13 protein-coding genes are annotated in these 13,413 nt (G+C 43.2%); 6 read left to right on the forward strand and 7 right to left on the reverse strand.

Annotated features, from left to right (window positions below; genetic code table 11):
- Positions 1-49: 49 nt before the first annotated feature.
- On the reverse strand, positions 50-1,753 hold the full coding sequence (locus FS373_RS15040; protein WP_144046531.1) for a dipeptidyl-peptidase 3 family protein: 1,704 nt from the start codon (positions 1,751-1,753) through the stop codon (positions 50-52).
- Between the two features lie 236 nt (positions 1,754-1,989).
- Here FS373_RS15040 and FS373_RS15045 point away from each other — a divergent pair, with 236 nt between their 5' ends.
- Entirely contained in the window at positions 1,990-2,544 is a 555-nt protein-coding gene (locus tag FS373_RS15045) for a GNAT family N-acetyltransferase (protein WP_144046532.1), read from the forward strand.
- Between the two features lie 91 nt (positions 2,545-2,635).
- Entirely contained in the window at positions 2,636-3,994 is a 1,359-nt protein-coding gene (locus tag FS373_RS15050; RefSeq protein ID WP_152829764.1) for an NAD(P)/FAD-dependent oxidoreductase, read from the forward strand.
- Positions 3,995-4,016: 22 nt separating this feature from the next.
- Here FS373_RS15050 and FS373_RS15055 read toward each other — a convergent pair whose 3' ends face one another.
- Positions 4,017-5,177: an ABC transporter substrate-binding protein gene (locus FS373_RS15055; RefSeq protein WP_227992809.1), complete on the reverse strand. Its 1,161-nt coding sequence runs from the start codon at positions 5,175-5,177 to the stop codon at positions 4,017-4,019.
- Between the two features lie 138 nt (positions 5,178-5,315).
- Here FS373_RS15055 and FS373_RS15060 point away from each other — a divergent pair, with 138 nt between their 5' ends.
- The 3 genes from FS373_RS15060 (at position 5,316) to FS373_RS15070 (ending at position 6,787) form a co-directional block, all read left to right on the forward strand.
- On the forward strand, positions 5,316-5,591 hold the full coding sequence (locus FS373_RS15060) for a hypothetical protein (protein ID WP_144046534.1): 276 nt from the start codon (positions 5,316-5,318) through the stop codon (positions 5,589-5,591).
- A 245-nt stretch (positions 5,592-5,836) separates the two neighbouring features.
- Positions 5,837-6,229, forward strand: a complete 393-nt coding sequence (locus tag FS373_RS15065; protein ID WP_144046535.1) for a glycine zipper family protein — start codon at positions 5,837-5,839, stop codon at positions 6,227-6,229.
- Positions 6,230-6,577: 348 nt separating this feature from the next.
- A complete protein-coding gene (locus FS373_RS15070; RefSeq protein WP_152829765.1) occupies positions 6,578-6,787 on the forward strand; it encodes a hypothetical protein in 210 nt (69 codons plus the stop codon).
- A 137-nt stretch (positions 6,788-6,924) separates the two neighbouring features.
- On the opposite strand, the gene bfr (FS373_RS15075) is transcribed toward FS373_RS15070, so the two are convergent.
- The 3 genes from bfr (FS373_RS15075) to FS373_RS15085 form a co-directional block, all read right to left on the reverse strand.
- The gene (gene bfr / locus FS373_RS15075) at positions 6,925-7,407 is read right to left on the reverse strand and encodes a bacterioferritin (protein WP_152829766.1); all 483 of its coding nucleotides are present in this window, start codon (positions 7,405-7,407) and stop codon (positions 6,925-6,927) included.
- Between the two features lies 1 nt (position 7,408).
- Entirely contained in the window at positions 7,409-7,879 is a 471-nt protein-coding gene (bfr, locus tag FS373_RS15080) for a bacterioferritin (protein WP_144046538.1), read from the reverse strand.
- Positions 7,880-8,236: 357 nt separating this feature from the next.
- Positions 8,237-8,929 carry a tRNA/rRNA methyltransferase gene (locus FS373_RS15085; protein ID WP_152829767.1) on the reverse strand — a complete coding sequence of 231 codons (693 nt, stop codon included), beginning with the start codon at positions 8,927-8,929 and terminating at the stop codon, positions 8,237-8,239.
- Positions 8,930-9,225: 296 nt separating this feature from the next.
- Here FS373_RS15085 and FS373_RS15090 point away from each other — a divergent pair, with 296 nt between their 5' ends.
- On the forward strand, positions 9,226-10,665 hold the full coding sequence (locus FS373_RS15090) for a diguanylate cyclase (RefSeq protein WP_152829768.1): 1,440 nt from the start codon (positions 9,226-9,228) through the stop codon (positions 10,663-10,665).
- A 589-nt stretch (positions 10,666-11,254) separates the two neighbouring features.
- Here the strand turns inward: FS373_RS15090 and gap are convergent.
- Entirely contained in the window at positions 11,255-12,265 is a 1,011-nt protein-coding gene (gap, locus tag FS373_RS15095; protein ID WP_144046541.1) for a type I glyceraldehyde-3-phosphate dehydrogenase, read from the reverse strand.
- Positions 12,266-12,508: 243 nt separating this feature from the next.
- Positions 12,509-13,357: a DUF2989 domain-containing protein gene (locus tag FS373_RS15100; RefSeq protein WP_152829769.1), complete on the reverse strand. Its 849-nt coding sequence runs from the start codon at positions 13,355-13,357 to the stop codon at positions 12,509-12,511.
- Between the last annotated feature and the right edge of the window lie 56 nt (positions 13,358-13,413).

The raw sequence follows: 13,413 nt of genomic DNA on the forward strand, positions 1-13,413 counted from the left end.
TCATCAAAAACCATGGGGCGTTAATACCGGATAGCATAAAGCCTACCAATTAGATCTTAGGGTAGTTAGGCCTGATGTCGGTTGGGATTTGTGCCATCTTCTCGTTCAAAGCGGCAACTTCGTCGGCCATAACGGCATATTTAGCTAAGAAGTCCTTAGATTGTTGATAATCACCTAAGGCTTGGATCATACAAACATCCCGGACAAGATCTGAGATTGCTTGGGTCATCTTATCAAAATTAACGGTATACCTTTGTGTACTGGAATCGAAACTGAATGCCTGCTTCTCTTTGAAATAGTTGTATTGAAACGCCGCACCGGCTCCATGAGCTTCATGCACACCGAAACGCATTGAACGGAATAATCCGGCAAAGTAGGTGACTAACATATTGTTTTTCTCAGACTTAGGTAGCACATCTTTATCCATCAAGAACAACATGTTGTACGCACCCATTACATCAGCTTTACCTTCTTCAATCTTAGAGTAAGTCTCTTGTAGTTGCTCGGAAACTGTGGTGGTTTTGCCGTCCTTGACGATAGTTCCCGGACCTAAGCCATGGGATAATTCATGAAACAGGGTCTCATTGAAGAAGTAGCGTTCCATAAGCAGTGACTGCTGTGGTTTGGCGATGATCAAGGCTGATATCGGCTGCATCACCGCCTTGTATTTAGCATTCAGTACGTTTTTGAGCATGACTTTTTTACTGCCTTTTACCTCACGCACATATTCATCGTTAGGTAAATTAAAGGCCGTAGTTTGCACCGCTGGCTTGTTATCACCGCCGCCAGCAACTTGATCCACGACAGAAATCGGTGACTCAGAACCACGCTGAAAATTCTTATGTTCATCAGGAATAGGCAAGTTTAGCTCCATCCCCTTAAGATATTGCTTATACACGTCGAGCTTGGCACTGTCTTCTGGGTTACGCACGGTAATAAAAGCTTCAAAAAAGGTCTTATAGCCGAACAGCTTGTCGGTATATGTCTCATAGGGGCCGATAGCCACTTCAAGTGTGCCATCAAGATCCATCCAGGCCATCTCAGAGTCGCGGTATTCATCGCTGAGGAAGGCATCGGCTCGCTTAGACAAGAAGGTCTTTAGGCTAGCATCTTGTGTTAAGGCGGCGGCCTCGCGCATCAATAGCGCCGCCTGCTGCATATCTGTTGCATAAGCCTGACTGTACGGGATGGCGACCAGTTTATCGCCTTGGCGCTTAATCACGGTATAGCCACTCTTGAATGCCGCTTCATCCTGAGGATGGTCTTGGATCCATTGATTAAACTCAGCCTTAGTCATGTCGGTCGGGTATACCCCGGCGCCCTCTGGGCGAGTGATATCACCGAAGAAGGTTTTATCACCTTCCAGTGTATCCCAGGGACCGTAGTGAAGGTCATAGAGAGAGAGTAATTGTTCAGTATTCGTCAATTTAGAGTCTTGGATCTGCTGTCTTATCTCGGCATTATTTTCATAGGTCTGCTCCAGATACACCTTGTCCAGAACATCTGCAACTGAGATGAGTTTACGCAGGACCTGCTTATCGATATCACTTAAGCTGGACAGATCGGCTTGCATGTCCACAGTTAGAAATTTGTCGAGCATGGCTTGATATTTATCAGTAGCCGCAACAACTTCAGTTGCTTCTAGTGTCTTAGTATCTTGACTGGCCTGTGGTTTAGTGTGGCTAATCTCAACATCCGGTGAGCATGCCGACAGCGCGGTTAGCAAGGCTAACGATAATAATGATTTTTTCATTTAAAGATTTCCCCATCTTTTGTTTTTATTGGCGCTAACGTTACAGGTAAATACTGGTTTGATAAACCCTGAACAAGGAATCGCCGTATTAAATTTTTTACACATTTTGTCTTAGGAGATTCGATGAGTAAAAGAAAAAACACAGCGAAATCTGACTAACTATGTACTTATCTCGCATTTTTGTTTAGCTTATCTTCACATATTCACCGAAACCGATTGGTTCGCAGGAGAGCACTATGATTCAAACGTTAAGCCCAGAGCATTTTGCAGATGTTATCTCACTGGGTAATCAGGTTCATGGTGACGGCTATCTGGATGAGGCATCGTTAGCAACTCTATATCGAAAAGGGATCAAGGATGAGATAAACGCAAATTTTGTCGCCCACCAAGATGGAAAACTGATTGGATTTCGTCTCACTTACGCACCGGGAAATTGGCAAACAGATAAATGGTGTACCCCCCATGCATGGGGAATAGAACCCCAAAGAGTCTGTTACTTTAAGTGTAATACCGTAGCCGAGCCATATCGAGGTGTGGGAATAGGGGGCAAGCTGCTGAGTGCCTCTATAGCAGCGACCAAACGGCAGGGAGCGACAGCTGGAATAAGCCATTTATGGCAGCAGAGCCCGAACAACTCGGCGGTGAGATATTTTACCAAGGCTGGTGCCATGCTGATAAAGGAACATCCAGATAGATGGAATGACACCAAGGAACACCCTGATTATATCTGTGTGATCTGTGGCGCAGATTGCCACTGCACCGCCTGTGAAATGTTGCTCATTTTCAAGTAACAGTTTCAGGTCTGAGTTAGATCTGGCTCAGATATACTGCAGCACTGTCACCACTTAATTCCTCAATAACTGACCTCAAATAAAGAAAAACATGGCCCAGAACCCTATTAACTCCAAGCTTTTCGACCCTCTTCTAGCCTCGGGTCCTGGAGGCCTTAGTTGGCCGGACTCCTATTGGGCAAGTACCATAGCATCGCCGCCTCAAATAAGCCCAGCACTCACAGGCACCAATCAAACCGATGTTGCCATCATAGGCGGAGGCTACACAGGACTACTGACGGCCTATTATTTAGCAACAGAATTTAATATTCATGCCACCGTATTAGAAGCCAATCGGATAGGATTCGGTGCCAGTGGCCGTAATGCGGGATTCGTACTCAAAGGCTCAGGCCGACTAGGTTATAGCCAGATGGCCAACCGGTGGGGACTGGATACGGCGAAAGGCATTTATAGTGAATTTAGTCAGGCCGTCGAGCGCGTCAGTGATCTTATCAAGGATAATAGGATATTGTGTGAGCCCCAGCAGCCTGGCTATCTTAAAATCGCCCATAATGCCAAGGCCCTCAAGCAACTTAAGCAAACCGCAGAGTTTATTACCCGTGAGCTTGGTGGTCAGGCTGAATTTATCCCCTTAAAGCAACTCACCAATGAGTACATGGCCCATAAGCAAGCTTATGGGGCGCTGAGGCTAGCGGATGGTTTTGGCATAAATCCACTTAAGTTAGTGTTGGGATATAAACAGCTAGTAGAAGCTCAAGGGATTAAGATCTATGAAAATTCTTGTGTCGAGCAGTGGATCGAGGAGCTGGGTAAGCATAGATTGATCACCGAGCAAGGAGAGTTGCTTGCAAAACGCGTAGTGACCGCGGGCAATGCCTATACGCCTAAACAGTTTAATCCTCGAGTCGATAGAAAATTCTTACCCATATTAAGTAATATTATCGTCACCGAGCCTCTGACGGCGGAGCAATTGAGTGAGTCGGGTCTCAAAACCCATCAAGTGACCATGGATACCCGTATTCTGAAGTATTACTATCGATTATTGCCTGACAATCGTCTCTTGTTTGGTGGTCGTGGGGCCATATTTGGTAAAGATGCATCGGACCCCGTGTATGCACAAAGACTTAAATATGCACTCAACCAATGTTTTCCTGTTTTAGCGGATGTCGGGGTGTCATACAATTGGACTGGGTGGATTGCGGCCGCCATGGATGATATTCCCCATGTTTACCAAGCTGATGGGGTCGGTTATAGCTTGGGCTATTGTGGCTCAGGTGTCTCCTTCAGCGCCCAGGCTGCATTTCGTCTCGCCCAAAGTATTGCAGGTGATAAAACTCCCGACTTGCCTCTCTACAGACAGGCTTTACCCGTATTTCCTATGCCGGGTCTGAGGCGTTTGGGTCAATGGGCTTATTACCATTATGGCTGGCTAAGAGACAGATATGGCTAGCTCTTCTCATCCAATCTGGGTATTAATGAAAGGGAAAGAATGACACTTGGCTGGCATCCTGATTAGCATCTAGATTGGCTTTGTTTGTCATCTTTTTCATGATCTCGTAGGAGCTATGATCATAGGGAGGCACAAACATATTTCCCTTAAGGATTTTGCTTGCATCACCCAGCATAGTATTGACTGGTGCTAGTTTGGATGCTGGTACCATAGAGAGCTCTCGAGACACACGAGTTTGAACCTGTTTGCTAATAAAATAATTAGCAAAGATTTCCGCCGCTTCGAGTTTCCTACCTTTTAGTCCCTTAACGAAATTGATCGTATCTAGCCAGGCCATGTGTCCTTCCTTGAAGTCAATCAACTGCCAATTAGCCCCTTTCTCATTTTCAGCGTGTATTTCAGGCCCCCAGCTACTAACAATCAGCAAATCCTTATGGAATTTAGGCGAGGTTTTCCAGAAATCACCAGCGGCTCGATAAAGAGAGGATAGCTGTTGCTGCGTTACTCCCTTAGGATCAGAAATTTTTCTAACAACTTGGCGGTCTTCCTCTAGCAATGCCTCGTATAAAGAGAAGGGGGAGAGGCCCTGTCTCATTAAGGCTAAACCTAAGTTATACCACTCCTGAGATTGGTTTAAGGAGAACTTATTTTGCCATTCATCTTGCCAGAGTGCATCGACTGACTCAGGCACCTCGTCTTCCATCACTTTATTTTTATCGATATAGAAACCATATATACCACCGCCCCAGGGAATATACAGGGGTTGATTCTTGCTATTCATTCCCATGTCCAGCCCAGTGAGATTAGGATAAAGGTAGGCATAATTCGTTAAACGGGGGGAGTGGATATCTATGGCTTGAATCAATTTAGCCGTTTTCTCTTTTTGCATCTTGATGAAGAAGAGAGTGAGAAAGGTGATATCACACTGCTTAGCACGAATGATATCGAACATCTGCTCCGCCCCCTGGGCATAGGGAGCGACAATATCGATTTTATATTTATATCCCTTCTCATCTAAGAGTGTATTGACCTTATCTACGTCCTCTGGAGTCACATATCCTTCCCAAGTTAGTACCCTTAGCCAATGATCAGCCTGAGTCTCCTTAGCAAATAGAAGCGTAAATATCAGGGTTAACACGATAAGGATAGCGCTGGGAAAGGTCATATTTTTGATAGAGGTCATAGAACACCTGTTATTGGTCTATTGTCAGGTTTTACTTATTAAGCTTAGTTCAGCATTTATCTGTTTGATATTGGATCTCTTTAGTGCGAATTAGCGCCGTACTTGCTATCATTAACGACTGCTCAACAGGGGAACAAAATGAAATCACAATTAGATAAGATGCTCACTACACACGACAAGCTAGTACACTCAGAAGGGGTAAAGATTATTTCTCATACTCAAAGAGATGTTGAAGAGTGGGTACAACATACTGTGATGATAGAGGGCTGTGATGCGCCATTTAAGTTCAGACGCCCCAAGAAATTCAAATGCCTTAAGGGAAACCGCGTCAATATGACCTATTATCCAGAAACCGAGAAAGTGGCGGGATTCGAAATTGAGGTGATGAAGGTGGTCCGAATTAAGCGGTATTAAGCTTTTATCTCATTTTGGTTAACTTGAAGCTAAAAACTGCACCCAGTTGAAATTCTGCAATAGAAAATGACTCAATATCTCTGATAAACTCAGTGATCTTATATCTCCTATACAGGCGATATAACTTAATTAACTCATATATCATTAAGTCTACATTCAGTCATTTTATCTTACTCTCTTCCTGTTTACGGCTAATACTGATCGTAGTAGCCTATTAACATTGTGATTACAATTAAGGTATCCCGATGAAGAAAGTATTATTAATGGCAGGTTTGTTCCTGTTCCACACAACTGCCTCTGCTTCAAATGTCATTATCGATAAATCTGGTGTTGATGAAAAAGATTACATTTTCGATATGCATGAGTGTACTGAACTATCACAGCAGGCCCAGAAAAAACAAACAGAAGGTGGTTTGGTATCGGGTGCAGCTAAAGGGGCAGCCCTAGGCGCGGCTGCTGGCGCTATTTCCGGAGGATCAGGTACCGATGGTGCTAAAACAGGTGCGGCCATAGGTGTGGTTGGTGGCGCCCTGGGAAGAAACCGCTCTAAGAGACAAAATGAATCCAGCCATGAAGCTGAGAAACAGATGGTGGTTAAAAATTGCATGATTAACCGAGGCTACACGGTACTCAACTGATTCAGACAAGATACTCCATCGGCATAAAAAATCCCGCGACAAAGCGGGCTTTTTTATGCCGTAAATTTCTTATGGGCTCAGCGAGTAAATGAGGAACTCATTCTAAAGTCTGATACAGCGTACGGTTAAGCAAAGGTTCAGCTAGCTTTTTACATAATAGCCTCAGAGTTATCCCATTCCTCGAGGTATTTTATGCAGACACAGTCCATTCAAGATAGCTTATTTGAAATTAAATATTCTGATTCTATAAATGCACAGGCCAGAGCCGCTAACTCTGTAATACCTCAGGGTTCTCACCGATTTAAAGAGGCAATAAACAACATAAGCATTCTGTCACAGTGTTCACTAATGGCTCATTATCAAGGTGTAAAGCAATCCACAGTGCCGACACTACTGGCTCATAAATCAGATGCCCTTGAGATGTATAAAGTGGTGACCTGTTCACAGGTCAGTCCCGCCGAGCAAGACATCTTGCTTGGATACATAAATCAGACGATTTATGCCTTAGACGATGGGCTTAGGTTTAACGTTAAACAATTATTAGTGTATGGCGTTTAACATTGAGCGTTATTGACTCTGTTGCGATAAGTACAGAAGATGGAGTATCTAGATATTCATACCCAGAGGTATGCACTCAGATACTCCATTTTTATTCAAACCTCTTTGTGACCAGTATTCCTTAATTATACAGATAGTTAACTGTCTTGGCTGCCCATCTGGGATTGCACATAGTTCTGAATTCCCATCTTGTCTATCAGGCCAAGATGTTGTTCTAGCCAGTAGATATGATCCATCTCGGTATCATCGAGTAGATCTTCGAGTATTTCCCGGCTGATGTAATCTTGCTCTTTCTCACAGATCCCAATGATCTTTCTGAGGCTTTCCGCCACGGTTCTTTCTGCCGCAAGATCGTTTTCCAGCATTTGTTTGACGTTATCGCCAACATTAATCGGTTGCCTGCTGGCTGTATCAGGTTTGCCTTCCAGAAACAATATGCGTTGAGTCAGGCGCTTTGCATGCTCCAACTCCTCTTCATATTCGTGAGCCAGCTTCTCATGGAGTTTATTGATCCCCCAATCTTCATACATCTTAGAATGAGCCAGATACTGATCCATTGAGGTTAACTCAAGGGTGAGTTGTTTGTTTAAGTGGTTGATGACATTCTGAGCACCTTTCATGTTAATCCTCCATCATGGTTTGCTGGTAATTTTCAATGCCTGTGGCATCGATAAGGAACTGTTGCGACTCGATCCAATCAAGGTGATCTTCTTCACCTTCTAAGATATCTTCGAGTAACTCCCGACTGACGTAATCCTCTTCGGTTTCACACAAGGCGATAGCACCACGTAATGCCGCAATTTGTTCTTCTTGTAGTTCTTTATCGCACTGGATCATCTCTGCTGTGTGCTCACCTATCCTCAATTTATTCAGCTGCTGCAGGTTAGGAAGGGCCTCTAGAAACAAGATACGTTCAATCAGATCATCGGCTTGTTTCATGTCGAGAATCGATTTTTTATATTCTTTCTCGTTAAGCTCCTCTAATCCCCAGTTTTTATAAATGCGGGCATGTAAGAAGTATTGATTGATTGAAGTGAGTTCTAACAGCAACATCTGATTCAGTACTTGGGTGACTTTACTCTTGCCTTTCATCAGCACTCTCCAAAAGCTCGTTAATTTTGTTGGCCCTGTCGGCCAACAGTTAGCAATGGGGCTCGATGTCATTCAAACAAGCAGCCACCACCATAGTGAAACTTGGTCCCTACCACTTAAATAATAGATAATGTAAGCCTGTGTGCTAGACCAAATTATTATGCTTGAAAACATTATAGGCCTGTGAAATATAAGCAATTTATAAGAATAAGGAGAGTGATTCTCATTCACGAATCAAATATATCCAAGACAAAAAACACCTCATTGGTTAATGAAGTGTTTTTTGTCTTGAAGGGTGGGGAATACTATTTCGTTTAGTGTATAAAAACAGGGAGTTTAACCTAGTAAGCCAGCTTTTTACTTGTGGGTATTTAGCTTCCTGCCAATGTCATTGAGCAGTTGGTGCGCCATTTTACAGTCCCTGTCACCGAGTAAGCTCATGCCATCGAGTAACCAGCGGGACAGTTTTACATCATCATGGGCATCGAGCTGCTGTAACAATATCTTGGTTCTATTTTTCAGGGCCTGCAGTTGACCCTCTTGTGCATCGACTTGCCTAAGGTTGAGCCGATTATTGACTTCGCTAAGGGAGTAACTGTATACCATGACAGCCTGAGCCAGATTGAGCGAAGGATAGTCGTTTATCAAGGGCACATAGGAAAAAAGATCACATAACTCGAGCTCACTGTTGGACAAACCACTGGACTCTCGACCAAAGAGTAGGGCAATCTTCTTTACTGAGCCTGATTGTCGTAATACTGTATTTTTAAGCTCGTCAGGCGTTAAATATTGTCTGGGAGTTCCTCTCTCTCTCGCAGTGGTTGCTATCAAGTGATCATATTGCGCTCGAATGTCTGCAACTGAGTCAACGACTAAGGTTCGTTCCAATATATCTGTGGCACCATGGGCCAGCCAATGGGCCTCTTTGTCGAGATGTAGGTTTGAATTGACTAGAATAAGCTGTTTAAAGCCCATGGTTTTTATTGCCCTAGCGGCGGCGCCAACATTGGCTGGACGACTAGGTTCTACGAGCACGAAAACAAGAGACATATAAAAGGCAGACTGAAGAGGATAAACGGTGGCATATTTTTACCTGAACTAATGCCAAAGTAAATGGATCTGCGAGTTATTTTACACTCCGGAGTCAATCACTCTTTGGCAACTTGCACATGAGGCTGGATGCAGATGTTAACCTCAAGCAGGACGCTGAGTTTCCATACGAAATTCGAGTTTGAATATGCCAAACATAATGATGACCTTAGTCACTCGTTAATGTTATTATTTTGTGATGCTTGGCAAGCGTTGTCTTGCGATCGAATTTTTGCGCTTACAACTGGATGTAGCCAATGGACCTTAACCTGCCACTGTGTCGTCGATTACGACACATCTGCTTAGTTAAAAAATCACTTTTTTTCTTTGCCATATTTTACTACCTGCTTGCAACGTGCTCCAGCGCCAGTGAAAATGATCAGGACATTAAAAATACCAAGCATAAAAAACAACTGATCATAGCCAATTCTAAGGCATGGAAACCTTTTTCTTATATAGATACTAATGGCGAGGCTCAAGGTTTACTCATTGATATCTGGAAGGAATATGCCAGAGTCAACGATGTAGATGTGTCATTCCTCTTAACAGATTGGAATGATTCATTGCAAGCAGTTAAAGCTAAAGAGGCAGATGTACATGCTGGCTTGCTTTGGTCCGAACACAGAGAAACTTACCTGGATTTCCTCCCTGGCATAGTCAAGATCGATACCCAACTATTCTTTTCATCTAAGCTATTGGGCACAGATGTACGCAACTATCTCGAGTCGGGTAGGGTAGGCGTGGTCTTTGCGGGCTATGAAGAAACATATATGATGAAGCACTATCCTAAGGTTAAGCTCATCGCTTTTGATAATAATGAACTTATGCTGAAGAGTGCATTTTCAGGTGAGATTCATGCCTTCGTAGCAGATTTTCAAGTCGCCAACTTTTACTTATACACATCACAAAGACCTAATCAGTTTTCTCCGGTGAAGCATCTTTATAGCGGATTAATTAGGCCTGCGGTCGCTGAAGGTCAAAACCGATTAAGGCTGGAACTTCAACATGGTTTTAAACAGATCTCAGCCGTGGATCTTGAGCGCATACAGCGTAAATGGATCCATGTAGAAACGGTTTACCCCAAATACTTGTTACCCATGTTTTTCGCGTTAATCCTCCTGTTGACGGCGGCCTATATATTTCACCTACGCAGAGCCGTTGCACATAGAACCCATGAGCTGCACCAATTAAACAGAGAGTTACAAAGACTCGCCTCCATAGATGCAATGACTAACATCTATAATCGTCGTTATTTTATCGAGCTGTTACAACAGGCTTGTGATGACAACCAGACCGGGCTTTCTCTGTTGCTGTTTGATATAGACAGATTTAAGTCGATCAATGATAATTTTGGCCACAGTGTCGGCGATTTCATTATTTGTGCGATGGTCAAGACGATTAAACGGCAACTCCCTCCCGAAGCTGTATTTGGCAGGATAGGAGGAGAGGAGTTTTGTATTTTCATTCAGGGACTCACACCTGAACAATCTCAAGAATTAGCCAAACGAGTTCAATCATCGGTGACTAGTAGCCACTACTGCCAGAATAATATTCGTCATGCGGTCAGTATCAGCCTAGGCGCTGTCTACTGTGAAGAGGCTAACATCGATCACCAATTTCTGATTAATCAAGCCGATCACCTTATGTACATAGCAAAATCCATGGGGCGGGATTGCTACCAGTTCAATAAACTCTAATGTAATTAAATGTTATTTTCGGCTAAACAAGGATGAATCAACGATCTTATCGCCTCGAATCAAGCCGAGCAGAAACCATTATCAGATGACCTGGCTGCAGAAGGTTTCATCCTAGAACAAGTAGGCGTTCTAGATTCTGCAATCGCCCTGAGTCAATATACAGCTAAAAAGCAGAGCCCTAGCCAACAAATCACAAACGATTCATTCACACACCACAAGACAGAGACTGAGCTGTCAGAGCCCAAGATGTCAGATTGGTCACAAACCCGCATCGATGGCTTTACCACTGCCCAACCTACCAGCCCCTTATTAGGCCTGTTATCCATTCCTTCTATCAAACTTGTGGCGGTTTGTTATTGATGCTTGGACAATTTATGGGGTGGAGAAGAAGAGGGCAGTAACAAGGCCCAAGTTTGTTACCTCATAAAAAAGGAAGCAAAATGCTTCCTTTTTAATGTTCTGCCAAACAAGATCGCCTATTTGTATATACAAGTACTGGTATAGACAAGTAAACATATCCGAGACGGCATATCATCTTGGCATAAAAAAGCCAACCTTGAAGGTTGGCTTTTTCGAAAACTTGTTTAGATTACTTGGCAGTCATCAAGGCGACGGCATTATCTAGCATACGGTTACTGAAACCCCACTCGTTGTCGTACCAGGCCATGACTTTGACAAGACGACCGTTGACGCGAGTTTGGGTAGCATCGAAGTTACATGAGAATGGGTTGTGGTTGAAATCAATAGAAACCAAAGGCTCCTTGTTGACGGCTAACACTTCACTCATTGGTGATAGTGATGCTGCACTTTCGATAATGGCATTGATCTCTTCTACCGTAGTATCACGCGTCGAGATGAATGTTAAGTCGACCAAAGACACGTTAACAGTCGGAACACGTACTGCCAATCCATCGAATTTACCGGCGAGCTCAGGAAGCACGAGTCCAACGGCTGCAGCAGCACCTGTCTGAGTCGGGATCATTGACATTGCAGCAGCACGAGCACGACGTAGGTCGGTGTGGTAAACATCTGACAGACGTTGGTCGTTAGTGTAAGCGTGAATCGTTGTCATCAAACCAGACTCGATACCGATCTCATCGTTTAATGGCTTAACCATAGGTGCTAAACAGTTTGTGGTACAAGAAGCATTCGAGATCACAGTCATGTCAGAGGTGATGACATGGTTGTTAACACCGTAAACGACTGTTGCGTCTACGTTTTTACCCGGTGCAGAGATAAGGACTTTCTTAGCGCCTGCATCAAGATGCGCTTGTACAGCTTCTTTAGATGTGAAGATACCAGTACATTCAAATACCACATCAATTTTTAATTCGGCCCAAGGTAGTTTAGACGGGTCTCTTTCTGAGAATGTCAGTATCTTATCTTGGTTAACATAGATGGCTTCATCGTCATGATCGACTTTAGCGTTGAAACGACCATGAACAGAGTCATATTTGGTCAGGTGAGCGTTGATAGATGCATCGCCAAGATCATTGAGTGCAACGATCTGGATTGAATAATCCTTTTCGCTTTCATAAAGTGCACGTAAAATATTTCGTCCGATACGGCCATAACCGTTAATTGCTACGCGGATAGTCATTCGATATCCCTCTGGTGATTTGTAAAATTATCTTCTGGTTGTAAAATTACCAAACTGACAGCTACCGTCAAGTAATATCCCCTGTAAAAGCCATTTATACGTAACAATTTCGCTTTTATTTTTACATTGGTCATGTTTTTAACAAAAACTAGCATGTTCTTTGTAAATATCTTCCAATATGGCATACATTTTTCGACGGGCAAGCGCCCATAAGAAAATGGTTAAAGGCTGGGCAATTCTTGCTTATGGAGTAGGAGGGGAACGGAGCAGCATCGTCTTAATAGCACTGGATGAGAATTCTCCATCTTCTATCACATCAACAAGTTCTTCGGCCTGTTGATCTAAAAATCTCTGCAGGGTTTTATCACCATAGATTAATCCGAGCATCATCTCTTCCGATACATTCTGCTTGGTCATCAATACATTTGCTCTGGCCAATAGATATGTTAACTCGAGGTCATTGAGCTTCTGGTAATTATTGGACAGTCCCAATAGCCAGTCAGGATTAAAGTTCTCCTCGTCACTGATATCAAGCACCTGAAGATAGATTAAATTAGATTGTAAGGCATCAAATTTTTGATAATAGGAGGCCACTCGAGACAGTAATAATATGTCATCTATCTGATAAGCCTTATAGGCTGCTAACACGACTTTCTCAGCTTTCAGATCATTGAAGCGCGTCCAGTGATAGAAGGCTAGGTAGAGATCTTGACTATTCTTGGTGGTGTCTTGAAGCTGAGAAAGGCTTTGTGCACTCAAACCAAAAGCACGAAGTCGGTCGTTCGTTCTCTCTGGATGCAAAATATGTTGTACTCCTGCGGCCAGTTCGATGCATTGATTGTACTTTTCTAAGTTGAGTAGTTGGTGGTATATCTGCTTGCTGGAAGGCGATTCGGTGAACTTTAGCTTATATCTATTACGAATTAAGTCGCCTTTTTCATATCTGCACCAACTATCGGCATGAAGATCGTTACAAAGTTCAGGATTATTTTTACAAATGGTGCCTGTATCTGTTTGTTTTTCACAGCCTGATAGGCAAGAAAATGCAATAAAGCTAATAAATGATGTAATTATTACAAAATTTCTAGTCAAAATAGGCTCCAAGCCAAGTTTTTGCTAATAAAATTACAGCGTTACAAAAAATATCT

This window comes from Shewanella sp. YLB-07, assembly GCF_009377275.1.